Origin of the sequence: Sphingomonas sp. GV3, assembly GCF_031082075.1 — a bacterium.
Classification (GTDB): domain Bacteria; phylum Pseudomonadota; class Alphaproteobacteria; order Sphingomonadales; family Sphingomonadaceae; genus Sphingomonas; species Sphingomonas beigongshangi.
The window spans coordinates 2,918,427-2,938,718 of record NZ_JARWLE010000001.1; the positions used below are offsets into that span (position 1 = coordinate 2,918,427).

The 20,292-nt window shown below is 68.3% G+C and carries 10 protein-coding genes; 2 read left to right on the forward strand and 8 right to left on the reverse strand.

Annotated features, from left to right (window positions below; all coding sequences use genetic code 11):
• The first annotated feature begins 6 nt into the window (after window positions 1-6).
• Window positions 7-900 carry an aldo/keto reductase family oxidoreductase gene (locus RF701_RS13830; protein ID WP_287980551.1) on the forward strand — a complete coding sequence of 298 codons (894 nt, stop codon included), beginning with the start codon at window positions 7-9 and terminating at the stop codon, window positions 898-900.
• Here the strand turns inward: RF701_RS13830 and RF701_RS13835 are convergent, their stop codons facing one another.
• From RF701_RS13835 to RF701_RS13870, 8 genes are all read right to left on the reverse strand, one after another.
• Window positions 901-2,820, reverse strand: a complete 1,920-nt coding sequence (locus RF701_RS13835; protein WP_308815287.1) for an alpha-L-fucosidase — start codon at window positions 2,818-2,820, stop codon at window positions 901-903.
• The gene (locus RF701_RS13840) at window positions 2,817-5,039 is read right to left on the reverse strand and encodes a hypothetical protein (protein WP_308815288.1); all 2,223 of its coding nucleotides are present in this window, start codon (window positions 5,037-5,039) and stop codon (window positions 2,817-2,819) included. Before RF701_RS13840 ends, RF701_RS13835 begins: the two co-directional genes overlap by 4 nt.
• A complete protein-coding gene (locus RF701_RS13845) occupies window positions 5,036-7,456 on the reverse strand; it encodes a GH92 family glycosyl hydrolase (RefSeq protein ID WP_308815289.1) in 2,421 nt (806 codons plus the stop codon). Before RF701_RS13845 ends, RF701_RS13840 begins: the two co-directional genes overlap by 4 nt.
• Window positions 7,453-8,874, reverse strand: a complete 1,422-nt coding sequence (locus RF701_RS13850; RefSeq protein WP_308815290.1) for a glycoside hydrolase family 125 protein — start codon at window positions 8,872-8,874, stop codon at window positions 7,453-7,455. Before RF701_RS13850 ends, RF701_RS13845 begins: the two co-directional genes overlap by 4 nt.
• On the reverse strand, window positions 8,871-11,417 hold the full coding sequence (locus tag RF701_RS13855; protein ID WP_308815291.1) for a glycoside hydrolase family 3 C-terminal domain-containing protein: 2,547 nt from the start codon (window positions 11,415-11,417) through the stop codon (window positions 8,871-8,873). The genes RF701_RS13850 and RF701_RS13855 overlap by 4 nt, the downstream gene beginning before the upstream one ends.
• Window positions 11,414-13,981, reverse strand: coding sequence for a glycoside hydrolase family 2 protein (locus tag RF701_RS13860; RefSeq protein WP_308815292.1), 2,568 nt, complete (start codon window positions 13,979-13,981; stop codon window positions 11,414-11,416). The genes RF701_RS13855 and RF701_RS13860 overlap by 4 nt, the downstream gene beginning before the upstream one ends.
• Window positions 13,978-16,308, reverse strand: a complete 2,331-nt coding sequence (locus RF701_RS13865) for a family 20 glycosylhydrolase (protein ID WP_308815293.1) — start codon at window positions 16,306-16,308, stop codon at window positions 13,978-13,980. Before RF701_RS13865 ends, RF701_RS13860 begins: the two co-directional genes overlap by 4 nt.
• Window positions 16,309-16,456: 148 nt before the next feature.
• Window positions 16,457-19,180 (reverse strand): TonB-dependent receptor, encoded by a 2,724-nt coding sequence (locus RF701_RS13870; protein ID WP_308815294.1) that lies wholly within the window; start codon window positions 19,178-19,180, stop codon window positions 16,457-16,459.
• A 284-nt stretch (window positions 19,181-19,464) separates the two neighbouring features.
• On the opposite strand from RF701_RS13870, the gene RF701_RS13875 reads away from it, so the two are divergent.
• Window positions 19,465-20,244 carry a copper homeostasis protein CutC gene (locus RF701_RS13875; RefSeq protein WP_308815295.1) on the forward strand — a complete coding sequence of 260 codons (780 nt, stop codon included), beginning with the start codon at window positions 19,465-19,467 and terminating at the stop codon, window positions 20,242-20,244.
• Window positions 20,245-20,292: the final 48 nt, after the last annotated feature.

The following is a 20,292-nucleotide window of genomic DNA, read 5'->3' on the forward strand; positions in this document are numbered from 1 at the left end:
GGCGGCATGACCACCATCCACCTGTCCGCCGCACCACGTCCGTTGGGGCGCAGCGATATCCTGGTCTCGCCGATTGCCTGGGGCATGTGGCGGCTGGCGGGTGCGGTGGCGGGCGCGCGCGCGTCGATCGACGCGGCGCTGGAGGCGGGGATCACGTTGTTCGATACCGCGGACATCTATGGCGCGGACCAGCCCGCCGGCTTCGGATCGGCGGAACTGCTGTTCGGCGATGCGCTCGCGGAAGCGCCCGACCTGCGCGAGCGGATGGTGATCGCGACCAAGGGCGGCATCCGTCCCGGCATCCCGTACAATTCGAGCGCGGCCTATCTGGCGGATGCGCTCGACGCCTCGCTGACGCGGATGCGGGTGGAGCGGGTCGACCTCTACCAGATCCACCGCCGCGACCTGCTGACCCATCCGCAGGAGGTGGCGGGGGCGCTGACGCGGATGGTCGAAAGCGGCAAGGTCCGCGCCGTTGGCGTCTCCAATTACAGCCCGGCGGAATTCGAGGCGCTGCAGGCGTTCCTCGACCAGCCGATCGTCAGTACGCAGCCCGAATTCTCGGCTTTGCACAGCGCGCCGCTGTTCGATGGCACGCTCGACCAGGCGATGCGGCTCGGGGTGGGCGTGCTCGCCTGGTCCCCGCTGGGCGGCGGCCGCCTGGCCACGGGCGACCATCCCGCCGCGGCGGCGCTGGCGGCGCATGGCGCGCGGCACGGCGTCGATGCGGCCACGGCCGCACTCGCCTGGGTGATGGCGCATCCGGCGCGGATCGTCCCCATCGTCGGATCGCAGGCGCCGGAGCGCATCCGCGCCGTCGCCGATGCCTATACGGTCGGCTGGACGCGCGCCGAATGGTATGCCGTGCTCGAGGCCGGCCTCGGCGCGCGCCTGCCGTGATCAGCGTGTGAACGCGCCGATATCGGCGATGGCGAGCTGGCCCACCGGTTTCGCGGCGGCGGGGAAGGCCAGGCGCAGATAACGCGCGCGGACCGGTGCGGCGAAGGCGATACGCTGCGTCGAGAGGGCATAGGCGATGTTCGGAAATTCGCCGTCGCCCGCCGGAGCCCAAGACGTGCCGTCGAGGCTCGTTTCGACGCGATAGCCACGCGGTGGTGCGCTGTCAGGATCAGGGTGGCGCCATGGCGTCAGGCTGAAGCCGGCGATCGTCTGTACGCCGCCGATGTCAAGCGTGACGCCGGCCGGCGCCCTCGTGGTGGGCGCGGGTTGCGTCCAGACCGTCGATCCGTCGCCGTCGAGCAGCGCCTCCGCGCCGGGGGCGGTCGCCGCGACGACCTTCCAGCCGCGCGTCGAGAGGGTCGTCGGATCGTTCGATTGCGGCGGCGCGACGTCAGCAGGCGCGACGCTGCGGAAGAGGGCGATCTCGCTGATCGCCGGGCAGACGGGCGCCTCGAGGATCACGAGCCGCACCCGGCGCGCAGCGATCGGGGAGGGCAGGCGGATCAGCCGCTGCGCGCCGATGCAGGCGTGGGTCGCCAGCCGCCGCCAGGTGCCGCCGATGTCCGCCTCCACCGCGAACCGCGTCACGCGCACGCCGAGCGGCAGGTGTTCGCGCAGCCGGATCAGGTCGAACGCGCGGCCGGGGGGCAGGTCCAGCGTCAGCGTCGGCGTCGTCACGCCATCGGGCGTAGACCAATAGGTGTCGCGGTTCCCGTCCAGCACCTTTGCGGCGCCGAACGCCGGGCCCCGGATCGCGCTGGCTTGCGCTACTGCGCCTTGCGCGAGATCGGTGGCAAAGGTCGCGCGCATCGCGTCGCCGAAGCTCTTCAGCACCGCGACGTCATGCGCCGGGATCTGCCCGCGCCGGTCGGGCGGAAGATTGAGATTGAGGTTGGTGCCGCGACCCACCGATTCGTCCAGCAGGCGGACGAGCCGTGCCGGGCTCTTCACCTTCGCATCCTCGTCTGCGTGGTAGAACCAGCCGGGTCGGATCGACACGTCCGTTTCCGCCGGCCACCACAGCGGGGCGCCGCGTACGCCGCTATTGCCTTCCTCCTGGACATAAGGGTGATCGGGCATCGTCGGCCAGCACGGATCGCCCGCGACGCCGTCTTCATTCCCCACCCAGCGGATATCGGCGCCCAGCGGATCGAAGGTACAGGCCATCGGCTGATGCTGGTGGACCAGCGCGATGATCGAGGGCCAGTTGTAATATTTCGGCGCGTCGATCTTCCGCGTCTCGCGCGCGCCGCCGTAATAGCCGTCGCCGCCATTGGCGCCGTCGAACCAGAATTCGAAGAGCTCGCCGTAGCGGGTGCAGAGCTCGACGACCTGCTTGCGGTAATAGTCGATATAGGCCGGTCGGCCATAGTCCGCGTGATTGCGATCCCAGGGCGACAGATACAGGCCGAAAGACAGGCCGGCGCGGCGCGTCGCCTGTTCCATCTCGCGCACGATGTCGCCCTTGCCGTTCTTGTACGGGCTGTTGCGGATGCAATGTTCGGTCAGCATCGTCGGCCAGAGGCAAAAGCCGTCGTGATGCTTGGCGGTGAGGATGATGCCGGTCATACCACCTGCCTTGGCAGCGGCGACGATCTGGTCGGGCCGGAAGTCGGTCGGGTTGAACAGCGTCGGGCTCTCATCGCCATAGCCCCATTCGCGATCGGTGAAGGTGTTGATCGAGAAATGGACGAAGGCGTAGCGCTCGCGCCGGTGCCAGGCGAGCTGCCTTGCGGACGGCAGCGCTCCCCATGGCGTGGGCGCGGCGACGCTGGTTAAGCGCGCCTTGGCGGCGAAGGCAGGAGCGGTGCTGGCGGCGAGGCCGGCGGCGACGAGCGTGCGGCGGGAAAGATCGTTCATGGACGCGTGGCTCCGGTGGAAAGGGGGTCGGGAATCAGCCAGGTCTCGGCAACCTGCTTGCCGCGGCCGCTGCCACCCATGCCGGGCGGTCGAGTCCAGGCGAGGTCGAGCGTGCCTCGCGCCGTCGCGGCCCTGGGCACGTCGAGCGTGACCTGCATCGGATTGTCGGTGCGGCGGAAGGCGTCCTGGAGGACGTACCGGCCGTTGGCGACGAGCCGGATCGGGAGCGTATAGTCCTCGCCCGCATAGGTGATCGTCAGCCGATAGTGCCGGCGCGGGTCGAGTCCGGCATAATGCAGCCGCAGGGGCGTATCATAGAGCGTCTCGGCATAGTCGAGCGCGGATGGCGCCCAGCCGTCGGCGAGCGTACGGTCGGCGATACCGTCGATCACGGTGGCGAACCCCTGAGGATCGCGCGACAGGCCGAGGCCGCGCACCAGATGCGGTTCGGCATCGGGGCGGCCCAGATCATCGTAGAGTGCCCCCTCCGTCGGGCGGCCGCGGTCCGGGATCGGCCAGCGCTTCTCCATCTCTGTCTCGATCCAGGCGCGCCCCGCGAGGTCGGTGTCGGCGCGGTCCAGATTGGCGCCCCGCTCGACGTTCGATGCGCCGTAGCGCGCGACGCTGAGCTGCAGCCGTGCCCCCTGCCACAGTCGCTCGGCCAGCGCGTTCAGGCGGGCGAGCAGGGCATCGACGACGGCGCCATCCGGCCGGGCGAGGATGGCGCGCGCCGTCACGGGGTCGGGAGCGGCCAGCGCCGCCCTGCGCCGTGCGCGCGCGGAAATCGTCCGATGGCGCACGAGCGCGTCATAGACCGCGCGATAGCGCAGCGCGTCGATCCGCCAGTCGGCGAAGGCGGCGGGGCGGATCGCATCGGCATGCGCCAGCGTGGCATCGATGCCGGCGTTGGTCGCCGGGTCTCCGATCCAATTCGCTTCCAGCGCGGCGGGCAATCCTGCGGCGGCGGCATCCCCGATGAAGACGCGGGCATAGTCCGCCGCATAGCTGTTGAGACCGGTGTGCGGGTCCCAGCCCAAGCGGAACCACAGGAACTGGTTGAAATCGTCGTTCACCCCTTCGGAATAGGTGACGAAGCCGACGGCATGCGGCGCGAGATGAGCGAAGATGCGGGCATAGGCGGCGGGACGGGGATTGATCGGCTCACGACCCTCGGTCAGCGCGAATTCGGGCCACCAGCGATCCACCGGAAACTGCGCGTGCATCGTATGCGCGATGTCGGGATAGAGGATCAGCGGATAGCGTGCGGGGATGCGCGCCCGCTGCACGGCCAGCGGATCGCGCGTCTGCGGGCCGACGAAGATGCCGGTCAGCCATGCGGGGCGCTTGTCGAGTTCGTGGTAGAAGGCATCGAACCCGGCGGCGTCGAACCCCTGGGACGAAATATAGACGGGCGCGCCCGGCGCCCGTGCGCGCAACAGCGCTGCCTGCGCGGCGACGAGTGGGAACAGCCTGTCGGGCGCGGTGTGGCCGGGGTCGCCACCCGGTACATAGAGCGCGTCGACGAAGGGGAGGTCGGCAAGCGTGCGGCGGAAGGCCGCCATCTCCGCAGCGACCACCCCAGGCTTCGCATAATCCCCGAGCTCGGGATAATAGAGCGCGACGTCGAGGCCGAGTCGGTGCGCGATCGTCGCGATCCCGGCCAGCGTCTCGCGCGGCGGCGCGGGAAACAGCGGGCCGGTCGCTTCGTCGTCGGACACAGGCGCAATCAGCTGTACGCCGCTTGCGCCCCACAAGGCGAAATCCTCGATCCGCCGCGCGAACATCGGCAGCGTCCACGCGTCGTAGCTGTTGTTCTTCGGCCGGTAGCCGATCTGCGTCAGCCGTGTCGGCTGTGCCGGTGCCTCGTCGACGGGGCGGGGCAGGCGGAGGCGGGCCGTGCCGCCAGCGACCTCGAGATGCCTGAGCACCCAGCCTGAACCGTAGACGAGCCCGCGCGTGCCGTGCGCGGTCACCACCGTCGTTACGCCGACGCGGCGGATCGCGAACCCTTCGCGCGATAGGGAGGCCGGCGCGCGCCACCGCCGCCGGTCCGGGGCCGGCAGGGCAGCGGCGACCGCTTCGATCGGCGCGATGACCAGTCGCAGTGCTCCGCACGTCGTTGCCCGTTCCGCGATGCGGCTCCGCAGCAGGGTGGCGGCGACCTCTCCGCCCGCTCCGGTCGTCACGCAGGACGCGGCGAGCGCCGCCGCCAGCATCATGCGCGCAGACGGCCGTTCGACGGCGGACGGGCGGCCGGCGCGCGGCCGAAGCGCTTGTTAGGCGTCGCGCTCATCGTGAAGCTGAGCGTGCCGCCCTTCACCAGATCGGCGTGGCGGATCCAGGTCCTGCTCCAGGGACGGCCGTTCCACCGGACGGCGGTGACATAGGGCGTGTCCGCGCGGTTGCCCGGTGCCTCTATCACCAGCCGCTTGCCACCGGGCAGGCGCAGCGTCGCACGCTCGAACAACGGCGATCCGAAGACATAGACCGCCTCGACCGGGTCGACGGGATAGAAACCGAGCGCGGACAGCACGAACCAGGCGCTCATCTGACCGCAATCGTCGTTGCCGATGACGCCGTCCGGATCGTTCCTGTACATGTCCGTGCAGAGGCGGCGCACCATGGCCTGCGTCTTCCAGGGCGAACCGGTATAGGCGTAGAGATAGGCGACGTGATGGTCGGGCTCGTTGCCGTGCGCATATTGCCCGACGAGGCCGGATATGTCCGGCGGCGCATTGGCGGGGAGCGTCGACGGAGCGGTGAACAGCGCATCGAGCTTCGCCTCGAACTTCGCCTCGCCGCCCATATGGTCGATCAGGCCATAGACGTCGTGCTGGTTGAGGAACGTCGCCTGCCAGCCGTTCGCTTCCGTATAGTCGCGCCACCAAGGCTTCGGCATGTGCCCGAGCTGGACGGGATCGTAGGGGCTCCACCAGCTGCCATCGGCGAAGCGCGGGCGGGCGAAGCCGATGCCGCCGTCGATGACGTTGCGCCAGTTGCGCGAACGCCGGAGCAGGCGGTCGGCCTCGGCCGGTCTGCCGATGGCGCGCGCGATGTGCGACGATGCCCAGTCGTCATAGGCATATTCCTGCGTTCGGCTGACGCTTTCCCACCAAGTGTCGGCGGGGACGTAGCCCTTGGCATCGTAGAGGTCGCGGCCCTTGCTGTTGTCCATATCGGGCGCGGCAAAGTCGAAGGACCGCCGGGCAATGCCCGGCCAGGCGGCGGCATAGTCGCCCGGAATGCCCTTGGCCTGCGCCTCCGCGAGGACCGAGACGCTGTGCCAGCCGATCATGCAGCCCGTCTCGACGCCCTGCAGCGGCCAGACGGGCGGTCCATAGGGGCTCTGCTGCGTCTGGCGGATCATATCCGCGACCAGGCTCTCGACCCGCTCGGGCGCGACGATGGTGAGCAACGGGTGGAGCGCCCGGTACGTATCCCACAGCGAGAAGGTGCTGTAGGCGGCCTGCCCCTTCGGCAGGCGGTGCACCTTGCGATCCATCCCGACGTAGCGACCGTCGACATCGGAGAAGAGCGTCGGCGCGAGCTGCGCATGATAGAGCGCCGAGGCCATGATCGTGCGCTGGTCGGCGGTGCCACCCTCGACCGTGATCGTGTCGAGTGCCCCCGCCCAGCGCGCCCGCGCGGCGCGGCGGATGCGGTCGAAATCCCAGTGCGGCGCCTCCGCCGCGAGGTTGGCACGCGCGCCCGCGACATCGACGGCGGACAGGCCGCAGCGGGCGGCGACCGGCGCGGCGCCCGCGTCGTCGTAATGCAGCACCGCCTTCAGCCGCTTACCCGCGATGGCGCGCGATCCCGCCGGCTGCTCCCTGTCGCCGTCGCCGTAGAAGGTGATGCGATCGGGCTTGCGCGACAGCTGCAGCGCGAAATGGATGCGCCGCCCCTTGGCCCAGCGGTTGACGGTGCGTGCGCCCGTGATCGTGCCCGCGTCGTCGACCCCCAGCGTCGCGTCGGTGATCAGCGGGGGCTGGTCGCTTGAGTCGAGGATCAGGTGCGACAGGTCCACCAGGATATGGCCGGGACCGGCAGGAAACGTATAACGGTGCCAGCCGGTCCGCTCGGTCACCGTCAGCTCGGCGACGACACCACTCTCCAGCGTGACACGGTAATAGCCGGGCTCGGCATGCTCGTCCCGGAAGCGCTGACGATAGCCCTTGTCCGGATCGTCGAGCGGGCCGGGGAGCAGCTGTACGGGGCCGCGCGTCGGGACCAGCAGCACGTCCAGCATGTCGCCGATGCCGGTGCCCGACAGATGGGTGTGACTGAATCCCATGATCGACCCGTCGCCGCTGTGGTAGCCGGAACAGGCGTCCCAGCGTTCGACATCGGTGTCGGGGCCCAGCTGTACCATGCCGAAGGGCAGGCTTGGGCCGGGGTAGGTATGGCCGTGGCCGCCGGTGCCGACGAAAAGGTTAGGCGATGTGGGGACGGGGGTCGCGGCGAAGGCGGGCAGCGGCAGCGCCGCGGCAGCGGTGGAGGCTAGCAGCGCGCGGCGAGTGACGTGCACACCCTCACCCGTCCCACCCGTCCCACCCGTCTTCGGCGGGCTGGCGCCCTTCCTCCGCCAGGGGGAGAGGGCGGGGGCGGCGAGACCGCGGGAGGGCGGGGGTGTCATCGGAACGTCTCCTGCAGGATCGCCGGCTGCGTCCGTGCCAGCGTCACGATCAGCTCGCCGAACAGGCCGTTCGCCCAGGCGAACCAGTCGCGCGTGAATTTGGCGGGATCGTCGCGATCGAAGGTCTCGTGAATGAAGCCGGTGCCCGCGTCGCTGTCGCGGATCGTCCTCAGGCAGGCGCGGATCGTATCGGCGTCGCTGGTCGACAGCGCGCGGACGATCAGCGACATCGGCCAGATCTGGCCGGGGCCGACATGGGGGCCGCCGATGCCCTCGCCCGCGCGGCCGCGGAAGAACCAGGGGTTTGCCTCGCTCCACGCCGCCGCTTCGGTCGTGCGCCACAGGCGATCGTCCGGCGTCACGCAGCCGAGATAGGCGAGGCCGGACAGGGACGGGACATTGGCATCGTCCATGAACAACCGGTTGCCATAGCCGTCGACCTCATAGGCCCAGACCTCGCGCCCGTCCGGCAGGCGCATCGTGCCATGCTGCCGCAACGCTGCGGCCACTTCGTCGGAAAGGGCGGCGGCATCACCGGCGAGTGCGACGTCGCCGACCGCCTGCGCGAGCTGTGCGAGCTCGCGCAGCGCCGTCGCCGCGAACAGGTTCGACGGAATCAGGAAGGGGTAGAGGCAGGCATCGTCGGAGGGGCGGAAGCCCGATGCGATCAGCCCGACCGGCTTCACCGGATGGCCATGGCCCCACAGCAAAGTCTCGGTCGGCTGCGGCGCGCTGCGGCGGAAGCTGTAGGGGCCGTCACCCTGCTTGCGCTGCTGCTCGAGAAAGGTGCGCAGCGCCGCGCGCGCCGCTTCGCGCCACGTCGCATCGAAGGGGCGCGTGTCGCCCGTTGCGCGCCAATATTGGTGCGCGAGGCGGATCGGATAGCAGAGCGAGTCCACTTCCCATTTCCGCTCGGCGACGCCCGGCTTCATCGCCGTCTCGTCCTTCAGTGCCCAGGGCAGGTTGGTGGTCGCCGTCGGGTCTTCCATGAAGGCATTGGCGTAAGGATCGAGGAGGATCGAGCGCGCCTGCCGCGCGATCAGGCCGCGAAACAGCTCGGCGAGCCGGGCGTCTTCCTTCACCAGGTGCAGGTACGGCTTAAGCTGCGCCGAGGAATCGCGTAGCCACAGGCAGGGAATATCGCCGGTGATGACGAAGGCGTCGGGCTGGCCGCCCACCATGCCCATCCTGACGGTGGTATCGAGCGTGTTGGGATAGCAATTCCCGAACATCCAGGCGAGCTTCGGATCGGCGATCCGCTTCTGGATACGGACGATCTCGCGCTCGACCGCGCGGCTGGTGAAGCGGCGGTCGGCGGGCGCGGGGCGCTTGCTGGCAAAGGCCGGCGCGGCGGCGAATGCCGGGGTGGAGGCGATCGCCGCGCCACCGGCGACGAAGGCGCGACGGTCGATCCTCATTTCGGCAGCTCCGTGTCCGCGCCCGTCACCATGAAGTCGTGCCAGACGCCTTCGCCGTCGCCCGGCTGACCGCCGCCGACGTAGAGGCGATAGGCCCCCGGGGCGACGTGGCGGCGGCCGTCTCGGTCGACGATGCTCATGGCGCGCGGATCGATCGCGAAGCTGACCCGGCCGCTGCCGCCGCGCTTCACCGACACGCGCGCATAGCCGACGAGCTGGCGCTGCAGCACCGCCTCGGTCATGGTCGGCTTTTCGGAAGAGGCGGGGGGGACGAGATAGGCCTGAACCACCTCCTCGCCATCGCGGGCACCGGTGTTGCGGACGGTGGCGGTCACGGCAAGCGTCGCGCCCGCCGCGACGGTGACGGGCGCCGCGACGGGATCGTAGGCGAAGCGCGTATAGCTGAGGCCATGGCCGAAGCCCCACAGCGGCGTACCGGTGAAATAGCGGTAGGTGCGTTCCTTCATCGCATAATCGACGAAGGCGGGTAGGTCGCTCGTCGCCTTGTAGAAGGTGACGGGCAGGCGGCCCGCCGGGTTGTTGCGGCCGGCGAGCGTATCCGCGATCGCCGTGCCGCCCGCCTCGCCGGGATACCAGGCGGCGAGGATCGCGTCGGCGTCCGCCGGATCGACCGCGACCGCGCTGCCGCTGGTCAGGACCAGGACGATCGGCTTGCCGGTCGCCCGGAGCGCTTCGATCAGCGCGCGTTGCGGCGCGGGCAGCGCGATATCGGTACGATCGCCGCCGACAAAGCCGGGGACGGACACCGACAGAGCCTCGCCCTCCAGATCGGGCGACAGGCCGCCGACGACGACTGCGACGTCCGACGCCAGTGCCGCCGCCACCGCCTCGGCCAGCAGCGGCGCGGCGGGCGGCATCCAGGACAGGCGGAAGCTCTCGTCCTCGCTCTCGTGATCGAGCAGGATGTCGAGCGGCTGCGCGCTGCCGTCGGCGTCGATCGTCAGCTCGACGCGCCCCCTGGCCAGCGGCCCGTCGTGCAGGACCTTGCCGCCGATCGCGACACGCACGCTGTCATGCGTCGAGCAATCCTTCCAGCATTGCGCCTGATCGAGAATCAGCCGGTACCGGCCCGGCGCGGGCGGTACGAAGTCGCCGGTCCAATGCGCGATATAGCCCGTCGCCGGCACGCCCGCGGCGGGCGGGGCGCGATTGAGGTCCAGGTCGATGCGGCGGACATGGTCGGTGACGACGCGGTCGCCGACGCGGTATTCGACCGCCAGGCCGGGTCGGCCACCACTGCGCAGGGCGGTTTCCGGCAGCACCACGGCGGCGCCTTCCGCCAGCATCGATCCTTGCGCATAGCGGACGTTGCCCGCGCCGAAGGCGGTGCGCAGCCCCTCCAAGGGAGTCACCGGTGCCGCGGCGGTGCCGTGATAATTGCCCTGCAGCACGCCAAGGTCGTCGGCGTCCGCGCCGATCACCGCAATCCGCGTCCCGGGCTTCAGCGGCAGCAGGTCGTTGGCGTTCTGGAGCAGCACGATCGCCTTGCGCGCGGCCGTCAAAGCGAGTGCCCGGTGTGCCGGCGTGTCGACCTCGCTCGGCTTGATCCGCGCATAGGGGCTGGTCGCGCCGAAGGCGATGCCGAGCGCCTGCCGTGCGCGCAACGCACGCGCCAGCGCGGTGTCTACCTCACCCTGCGTGACGAGACCGCGACGCAGCGCCTCGGGCAGGGCGGCATAGGCGCCGCCGCAATTGAGGTCCGTGCCGCCGCGCACCGCCGCCGCCGCGCCGGCCGCGGCGTCCAGTTTATAGTGATGGAATAGGGAGATGTTCGCCACCGCATCGCAGTCCGACACGGTGAAACCGGTGAAGCCCCAATCCCGGCGCAGCCGGTCGTTCATCAGCCATGACGCCGCGCATGCCGGCGTGCCGTGGATCGCGTTGTAGGCGCACATCAGCGACTGCGCCTTGCCGTCCGTCACGACGCGCCGGAAGGCAGGGAAATAGGTTGCCTCCAGGTCGCGGGGGGAGGGGTCGACGTCGAAGCCGTCGCGCCCCGCCTCCGGTCCGCTGTGCACGGCGAAATGCTTCGGCGTGCCGACGACCCGTGGGTGCGCCGGGTCCGGCCCTTGCAGCCCGCGCACGAATGCGGTGCCGAGCGTACCGGTCAGATACGGGTCCTCGCCATAGGTCTCCTGGCCCCGGCCCCAGCGCGGATCGCGGAAGATGTTGATGTTGGGCGACCATATCGTCAGCCCCTGGTAGATGCGCCGGTCCGCTCCGACCGGGCGGGCATTGAAGCGCGCGCGCGCCTCCGTCGACACGACGGTACCTGCGGCCTCGAGCAACGGCGCGTCCCAGGTGGCGGCCATGCCGATCGCCTGCGGAAAGACGGTGGCCACGCCGTTGCGCGCAAGACCGTGCAGCCCCTCGTTCCACCAGTCATAGGCGGGCAGGCCCACCGCCGGATCGGGGGGCGCGGTGTTCTGCAATTGCGCGGCCTTCTGCTCCGGGGTCATCTTCGCAATGGCGGCGGCGACGGGGTCGGCGGCCTGTGCCGCGAGCAACAGGGCGAGGATCATCGTGCGAGCGTCCTTGGCGTCGGCATGGGGCCGGTGATGGTGACGGTGCGGCTCTCGCCCGGCAAGAGATCGAAGCCGTTGTCCGACGCGCTGCCGCCCGCCGCGCCGAAGTCGAGCATCACCGCACGGGCGAGGTTGCGCGCCGTGATCGTCAGCGTATCGCCCTTGCGACGCAAGCTCAGACCCGGGTCGGGATAGGCCATATCCTTTGGCGCGCCCCGCTCGACAAGTTCGCGGCTCACCACCGTGCCGCCGACCAGCAACTCCGCGACGGCATAGCTTCGCGCGGGATCGGCGGCCCCGAACAGGTCCGCGTCCGCGAACCGCGCGACATCGGTGGAGGACAGCGGGGCGAGGCTGGTCGCGCCTTCCCGCGTCGCCAGCGTCGCGCCCGTCATGTCGCGTACCGTCACGCGCCATGTGGCCGGCATGGCTTGCTGCGCGTCGGAAACCAGCGCGATCCGCGTCGCGCCGTTCTTGTGCTCGGCGACGATCGCCTGGGGCGCGTACATGCGCCGCGACTCATATTGCAGCAGCTTCCAGCGGCCGAGATGATCGATGCTCGCCCAGGATACCGCCGGCCAGACGTCGTTGAGCTGCCAAAACAGCGAGCCCATCGTCACCGGGCGGCAGGCGCGATGATGGCGTGCCGCCACGCCGATCGCCTGTGCCTGGTTCACCTGCGTCAGATAGACGAAGTCGGCGAAATCCTTCGCGGGTCGCAGGCGCTGGTCGAGGTAGAGCTGCAGGCGCGCATTGCCCTCGCCCGCCAGGAACTTCTGGTGCGCCTTCATCACCGGGCTGTCGGGCGTCAGCCCCTTCAGCGAGCCGGCGAAATTCCTGATCGTCTCCAGCATCGGCATGGACTGGAAGCCATATTCGCTCATGAAGCGGGGGCAGCCGTCCAGATAGCGTTCGACCGGCTTCGACCCGGACCAGACGTCCCAGAAGTGGCGGTCGCCGTTCGCGTCCGTGTCGACGGGCCCATCATAGTCGGTCGACGGCGAGCCTGGCATATAGGGCGTCCCCGGGCTGTTGCGCGTCACCGCGTCGCGCAGCACGCGGTCGAACAGCACCGCCATGCCGGTGCCGATCCTCTCCTGCGCATCGGGGCCGATCGCGGTCTTGAACGCCTTGCGATCGCTCCAATTCTCCCAGCCCGACAGCACTTCGTTGTTGCCGGTCCAGATGACGATCGAGGGATGGTCGCCCAGCCGCGCCGTCTGCTCGTCCGCCTCGATCGCGACGTTCCGGCGAAAGGCGAGATCGGGCGGTGTCACCGACCCGCCGAACATGAAGTCCTGCCACACCATCAGGCCCATGCGATCGGCGAGGTCGTAGAAGGCGTCATCGAGATAATAGCCGCCGCCCCAGACGCGTACCATGTTCATGTTGGCGTCGCGCGCGCTGGTGAGCAGCTGCGCCATCTCGCTCTGTTCGACACGCGCAGGGAAGCTGTCGAACGGGATCAGGTTCGCGCCCTTGGCGAAGATCGGCACACCGTTGACCGACAGGGCGAAGGCGCCACCGGTGCGATCGAGCGTGACGGTGCGCAGGCCGATCGTCCGGGTCGCGCTGTCGCGCATCGTGCCGCCGTCCACCAAGGCACCGGTGACGGTGTAGAGCGGCTGCGCGCCGTAGCCGACCGGCTGCCACCGCTGCGGCCGCGCCACCGTCAGCGGGATCGCGATCGAGTTGGTACCGGCGGCCAGCGCGACCTGTCGCTCGACGCTCTGGCGCTCGCCGTTCGGACCGCTCAGGGCGACGCGGACCGTCTGCGTCGCGGCGCGGTCCGCGACCAGCGTCATTCGCGCGGTCAGCCGCGCTTCCGCGTCATTAAGATCGTCCTGCGCGACCTGCAGGCGCTCGATCCGCGCGGTGTCCCATGCCTCCAGCCGTGCGGGGCGCCAGATGCCCATGGCAACGAGGCGCGGGCCCCAATCCCAGCCGTACTGATATTTGGGCTTGCGGATATAGGGCGACGTCTGCCTGCCTTTCGGCTCGTCGCCGAACGCGCTGTCATACTCCCCCGGCAACGCGTTCTTCTCGGCCAGGACCATCGGCTGGAGCGTGCGGATCGGCGAGGCGATGCGCACCAGGATCTCGTTGTCGCCCGCATGCAGCAGCGCCTTGGCATCGGCGCGCCAGCGTCGATGCGCGTTGTCGGCGGACAGCAGCCGCGTGCCGTTCACCCAGACACTGGCGAACGTGTCGAGCCCGTCGAACACGAGGTCAAGATGCCCGCGCTCCAGCATCGCCGGGGTCACGGCGATCGTGCGGCGGAACTGCCAGTCGGTCAGGCCGACCCATTGGATCGCGCCTTCGTTGATGCCGAGGAACGGATCGGGGACCCGGTGCGCGCGGATCAGGTCCTCCTGCACGCTGCCCGGTACGCGTGCGGGCAGCCAGCGTGCCTCCTGCGGATGCGCCTTTGCCGCTGCGCCGTCGGCGGGATCGATCCGCACCTGCCACGCGCCATCGAGCGTCACCGTGTCGCGCGGGCCGGCCAGGGCGGGGGCCGCAATGCTTGCGAGGAGAAGGGCAAGCGCGACACCGCGGATCATCGTACGCCTTCCGACAATTGCACGCGCTCGACCGCGTAGAAGGGATCGCTGAGCGGCGAGGTGAACTGGAAGCAGAGGTCCGCGTCAGTCATCCCGGCCGGAACCGGGGCATCGAAGCGGAACTGCGTCGGGGACTTTGCCGGGTCAAGCAGAGGGAAGGTCGCGATGACCGGAGTCTTCGGAACGTCCTTGACCGGGCAGCCGGCGGTGACCACCAGTTCGCCATAAGGCGTGACGTTGAAATGGCCGCGCAACGCCGTGAAGTCGTGCGCGAGGCCGTAATTGCGCGGCAGGCGCGCCACGGCCACCGTGATCGACCGCGCGTTGGCGAGGGGCGCGTCCTTCCAGGCAGTGCAGGTGTCGAACAGGTTGATGTTGAACACCGGGGCATTGGCCGTGGCTTCGGAAGTCAGCGGCACGCGCAGGCCGAGCGCGCCCATCGGACAGGCGACGAGGTCGCTGGGCGTCGCGGAAAGCAGGCTGGCGCGGCTCGTCTCGAACGGCCGTGGCGCGGCCAGCATGTCGCCCTCCAGGAAGGCGGCAGCGCGGATCGGTGTACCGGAGACGACGCCGATCGGCGCTTTATAGACGCGGGAGCGGGGCGTCGGGGGGCTGCCGTCGGTCGTGTAGTGGATCGTGCCGAGCGGCACCTGGGTTTTCAGCGCAACCGTCAACCGGCCGGAACGCAGCGCGGCGCTCCGGCTGCCCTGCAGCGCATAGGCAACGGCAAAGGCGCTGTCGGCGACCTCTCCGCCATCGCGGCGCCAGCGCGCCATCTGCGGTACGATGCGGCGCGCGAAGCTGGAAAAATCGCGCACGCTCCTGGGCGACCAGGTCACCTCCGCCAGCGCGCCGAGCCGCGGATAGACGTTGTGGTCCACCTGATACGGCGTGACGAGATATTCGCTCCATGCATTTGCCTGCGCGCCCAGGACGTGCCGCGCCTTGTCGGCATCGATCCCGGCCGGCATCGGGTCGTAGCCGTAGACGGCTTCCAGCGTCTGAATGCCGATCCGGCCATTGGGCTCGTCGGGCAGGTCGCTCTGCAGATTGTCCAGATAGAGGTTCGGGGCGGGTGAAAGGACGACGTCGTGGCCCTTGTTGGCGGCGTCGACCGCACCCTTGTCGCCGCGCCATGACATCACGCTCGCCGATGGCGGCACGCCGCCCTCCAGGATCTCGTCCCAGCCGATCAGGCGGCGGCCCTTGCTCGCCAGATAGGCGCCGAACTGGTCGATCAGCCAGCTCTGCATCTCGTTTTCGGTCTTCGCGCCCACGGCGGCCATCTGCGCCTGCACCGCCGGGCTGCGTTGCCATTGATCCTTGACCGCCTCGTCGCCACCCAGATGGATATAGGTGCCGGGAAAGACCGCCATCACCTCGTCGAGGATGTCCTCCACGAAGCGCACCGTCTTCGCATCGGGGTTGAGGAGATAGGGATTGACGCCCCAGTCGTGACCCACGTCCGGCCGGTCGCCGAACACGCCATGTTCGGGATAGGCGGCGACCAGCGCCTGCGCGTGGCCAGGCAGGTCGATCTCCGGCACGATCGTGATGCCGCGTTCGGCAGCATAAGCGACGAGCGCCTTGAGCTGTTCCTGCGTGTAGAAGCCGCCGACCTTCGCGGCCGGTGACCCGCCGGTCGAAGGCGGCGTCCGCCAGGCTCCGATCTCCGTCAGTCGCGGATACCGCTTGACCTCGAACCGCCAGCCCTGGTCGTCCGATAGATGCAGGTGCAGCGTGTTGAGCTTGACGGCGGCCATGCGGTCGACGGTGCGATAGAGAAATTCGATCGGCTGGAAATGACGCGACGGGTCGATCATCAGCCCGCGCCAGGAAAAGCGCGGCGCGTCGGCGATCGACACCGCCGGAATGGCGGCGGGGTGGCCGATCATGCCGTCGGGACTGGCAAGCTGCGCCAGGGTCGCCGCACCATGCACAAGTCCCCGGTCGCCCGATGCGGCGATGACGATGCCGCGCGGCGTGACATCCAGGCGATAGGCTTCGTCGCCCGCGAGCGCGGGATCGCGGACGAAGCGGACCGCCCCTTGGCCGGTCATGGGCCGCAGCACCAGACCGCGGGCCGCCTTGACCTGGACGGAGAGCAGGCGCGCCGCCGCGGCAGCGCCGGCATCGCCCGGCGCGGTCCCGATCGTGGCACCGTCGGTCAGCAGGAAGCGCCCGGCACCGCGGGTCACGCTTTGCGGCATCGGCACGAGTGGCAACGGGGCGGATCGGGTGGCGGAGGGAGACGCGGAACCCGCGTAAGCGGGCGCGCCGGGGGCGATCAACGTCGTTGCGAGAAGAAGCGACGCGCTGCGGATCATGACCGGCTCCCTGGTTCCGTTTTGGTATGGTCAGGTATCATGACCGAGCGAAAGCCTGTCGTCCATGCCCCTCACAAAAAAGGCCCCGGCATCGCTGCCGGGGCCGAGGGAGGGGCGGGTGCAAGCCCCGCCTCCCGGGGATGAGGTGTCAGAAGCGCGCGGTTCCCGTAAGCGAGAAGACGCGCCCATTCTTGTAGAGCGCCGTTGGCGCCTGCGGCGTGCTGCTGTACTGGTAATAGGTTTCGTCGAGCAAATTCGAGGCATTCGCCGTAATACGGAAATGCTCGTTGATGTTGTACGATGCCGAAAAGTCGAGCTGGCGATACGAGTCCGTATAATTCGACGACTGGAGGCGACCGAAGCCGTAGAAATACTTGGAGCGATAATTATAGCTCAAGCGCGCCTGGAAAGGACCGGATTCGAAGTAAGGCACGATATTGTAGGTGTTGCGCGACAGATAGGGCAGGCCCTGACCGGCGACGCCGGTATCGCCGCTGGCGAATGTGTAGTTCGACTGGATGCCGAAGCCCCAGATCAGATTGGCCTGTGCAGTAAGCGAGAAGCCGGTAACGGAAGCTTTGCCGCCGTTTATCGGTCGCGAGACGCTGTACGTGTAGGTGTTGCCGGTCAGCTGGTTGGTGATTTGCTGCTCGACCGTCTGGTTGCCGATATAGTTGGTGATGTCGCGGTAGAAGACCTCGCCGGAGAAGTAGCTTGCAGGTGCGAAATACCATTCGGCGGACAGGCCGAAATTGGTTGCCGCATACGGCTTCAAATCCGGGTTGCCGCCGCTTCCGGTGCGCTGCGTATCGTCGAGCGACAGAGAGCCCGCAAGGTCGCTGTACCGCGGACGGGCGATCACCTTCGCCGCCGCAGCGCGCAGTACCACCGTCGAGGCGGCGTCATAGGCGATATTGAACGAGGGCAGGAACCGGTCGTCCGTACGCGGCGCCGTGACGAGCGTCGTCTGGCCGCCGGAGGAAAGATAATAGGACGAGATGTCACGGGTGCGAACGAAACGGCCGCCGATGTTGCCGCGGAACTTCCCCGTGGCATAGTCGAGCTGGACGTAGCCGGTGCCGATGCGCTCTTCGACCTTGAAGAAAGACCCTGTGTCGAGTGAGCGCGTCACGTTGAGCGTTCCGGGAGCGTTCAGCGCCTTGATCGCATTGGCCTGTGTCAGCGTCGCATAGGGCGTCGCGTTGCCCGACGTCGAAAGGCCGTCATAGACCTTGCTGTCGAGGACGTAGGAGCCGAGGTCGGCCAGCGTGAAGAAATTGTTGGTGAAGGTGGCGCCGCCGTAGGTCGTCTGCTGGTTGTTGTGCACGTTGGCGCGGACACCGAAATACAGCTTCTTGAAGAAGCCCTCGAGGTCGCGGGAGAAATCGACCTGGCCGAACTTCTCTTGGTCGACGGTATTCTCCGCCTGCGTGATACCGCCGATCTGCGCACCGAAGAAGCCGGCGCCGCCCGTCTTCGCGAGTACGGCCGGTTCGGTTTGGAGACTCGATTCGGCGGGCGAGGTACTGATCCACTGGGTTCCGTCGCTGGCGGGATAATCCCAGTTCAACATAGTGTTGCGGCCGTTGGCGCCCACGGTGAAGCCCTGGCGCGTGCGGAAGTTCAGCAGATATTCCGGATCCTTGCCACCGGTTGCCCGGGTGTAGCCGCCGTTGCCGGTGATCTTCCAGCCGTCGTCGAGATCCCAGTCGAACAGCGCGGTGTAGCTCTGGTTGGAGATGCGCGTGCGCCGGAAATTGGTATCGAGTTCGCCCATCCAGGTCTTGCTGGTGCTCGGCTGTGCCGCGAACGTCGCCGAGGTTATCAAGCCATTGCTGATCGTCGCCGCTGTCAGCTGCGAGCCACGGACGTTGTAGCTATATTCCGAGTTGCTGAAATTGTCGTAGTTGCCCTTGATGTAGATGGCGTTGGCCGTCAGCGTGAAATTGTCCGTTGGCTTGAATTGCATCGTGCCGGTGAAGCCAAGGCGCTCGCGCGTCTGCTGGAAATATTCGTGAGCAAGGAAAGCGGGCAAACGTGCGGTCTGCAGATCGGCGATCGATCCACCGGTAATCTTCGCATTCGGGTTTTGCAGCACGGTCTGACCAGCGGCGTTCGTCGTGGTGAACTGGCTGCCCGTCAGATAGCCGTACACCGCCACGCCCGCACGGGCGAGGTTTTCCTTGTCGTAATTGACAGACCCCAGGATTGCGAACGTGTCGCTAGCATTGTGCCAGCTGTACAGCGCCGAACCGCGGAAATTGCCCTTATTCGAGCGGTCGTTATATTCATAGCCGCCGGTCGCGGTCAGCGTGTTCGGCTTGAGGTCGAGCGGCTTGCGTGTCACGATGTCGACCGTTCCGCCGATCGCGCCCTCCTGGATACGGGCTTCGGGCGTTTTGTAGACGACGGCTTGGCTGATGATCTCGGGCGACAGCAGCGAGTAGTTGAAGGTGCGGCTGGAGCGATCGCCCGGGTTGCCGCCCCAATCGGCCGATGCAATCGAGTGGCCGTCGATCAGAATACGGTTGAGAGCGGGTTCCACGCCAGCGATCGAAACCTGTTCGCCTTCGCCGAACTGATGATCGACGGTGACGCCCGGAAGGTGCGAAAGCGACTCGGCGACGTTCGTATCAGGGAATTTGCCGACATCCTCGGCGCTGATGACGTCCGTGATCGCATTGGTCGATCGCTTCGTGTCGATGGCATCCTGCAGACTCTTGCGGATGCCGCGCACCACGATGTCGTTGTCTTGCCCGACGGCACCCTCCTCCTGCGTCGAAGCGGGCGGGTTGGCCTGAGTCTGGGCGTGAGCGGAACCGGCGACGCCGGCGAGTGCGGTGGTCACGAGAATCACGTGGCGCAGGCGCATAATCAAAATTCCCCCCTCTAAAACGATCCAGACCCGATCGGCGTGGATCGTCGTTGCTGCAGCCGGACCGGGCCGGCGGATGCGAGCCGCCGACCCCTGCTTATAGGATCGTTTCGGCCCTTAACCGTATACGGCCATATACCAATTGAAGTCCAGAATGCTACCAGAAAAATTGCATTATTGTTTCAGCGGCTACATTGGCCTTACAAACGAACAGGTCGCTGCGCCCGCGGGCGCGGTTTGATAAGGCGGCGCGGACACGACGCGGTGGGGAAGGGGCAGACGTGATACGCGAAGGAACAGGGACCAGGATCGAGCTCGAAGTCTGCGTCGAATCGGTCGACGGCGCGCGGGCGGCGATCGCGGGCGGGGCGGATCGTCTCGAACTGTGCTCGGCACTCGCGCTCGGCGGCCTGACACCGTCGCAGGGCCTTGTGGCCGCCGTAATGCCGGTGGCGAGCGCGGCTGGCGTACCCGTGCGGGCGATGGTGCGCCCGCGCGCGGGCGATTTCGCTTATGATGCGGACATGCTCGCGCTGGCGCAGACGGAGGCCGCGGCCTTGCTCGCGCAGGGCGTGGAGGGGCTGGTGTTCGGCGCGGCGCGTTGCGGGGCGCTGGATTGCGAGGCGTTGGGGACATGGGCGGCCGGCCTTGCACGGCCGTTCGCGCCGCCGGGCCTCACGCTGCATCGCGCCGTCGACCTTCTCGACGACCCGGTGTCTGCCGTCGATCAGGCGATCGCGCTGGGGTTCGACCGAATCTTAACATCGGGCGGCGCCATAACCGCCGTTGAAGGGTCGGCCACGATCGGGGCGATGGCGCGGCAGGCAGGGGGACGGATAAGGATCGTCGCCGGTGCCGGCGTGCGACCCGACGGTGTCGCGGCGCTCATCGCGGCAACGGGGGTTCGCGATGTTCATGCCTCCGCCAGCACGGCGGACCGTGCCGACGATCCGGCGGCGCTGCGTCTCGCATTCGGCGCACGGCCCCGCGTGACGTCATCCGACGTCGTCGCCGAATTGCGCGCTGCGATTGACGACATATCCAATCTAGGACAAATGTAATGCGGGCCGCGATCCCGCGTGCGTTACTTCCCAGTCCTGTCACCGCAC

What these genes read in the sequence shown, in the direction of transcription:
- RF701_RS13855 (WP_308815291.1), bottom strand. Translation starts at nt 11,417, where the DNA reads ATGATCCTCGCCCTGTTGCTCGCGGCACAGGCCGCCGACCCCGTCGCC.
- RF701_RS13850 (WP_308815290.1), bottom strand. Translation starts at nt 8,874, where the DNA reads ATGAGGATCGACCGTCGCGCCTTCGTCGCCGGTGGCGCGGCGATCGCC.
- RF701_RS13860 (WP_308815292.1), bottom strand. Translation starts at nt 13,981, where the DNA reads ATGATCCGCGGTGTCGCGCTTGCCCTTCTCCTCGCAAGCATTGCGGCC.
- RF701_RS13865 (WP_308815293.1), bottom strand. Translation starts at nt 16,308, where the DNA reads ATGATCCGCAGCGCGTCGCTTCTTCTCGCAACGACGTTGATCGCCCCC.
- RF701_RS13830 (WP_287980551.1), top strand. Translation starts at nt 7, where the DNA reads ATGACCACCATCCACCTGTCCGCCGCACCACGTCCGTTGGGGCGCAGC.
- RF701_RS13845 (WP_308815289.1), bottom strand. Translation starts at nt 7,456, where the DNA reads ATGACACCCCCGCCCTCCCGCGGTCTCGCCGCCCCCGCCCTCTCCCCC.
- RF701_RS13835 (WP_308815287.1), bottom strand. Translation starts at nt 2,820, where the DNA reads ATGAACGATCTTTCCCGCCGCACGCTCGTCGCCGCCGGCCTCGCCGCC.
- RF701_RS13840 (WP_308815288.1), bottom strand. Translation starts at nt 5,039, where the DNA reads ATGATGCTGGCGGCGGCGCTCGCCGCGTCCTGCGTGACGACCGGAGCG.
- RF701_RS13870 (WP_308815294.1), bottom strand. Translation starts at nt 19,180, where the DNA reads ATGCGCCTGCGCCACGTGATTCTCGTGACCACCGCACTCGCCGGCGTC.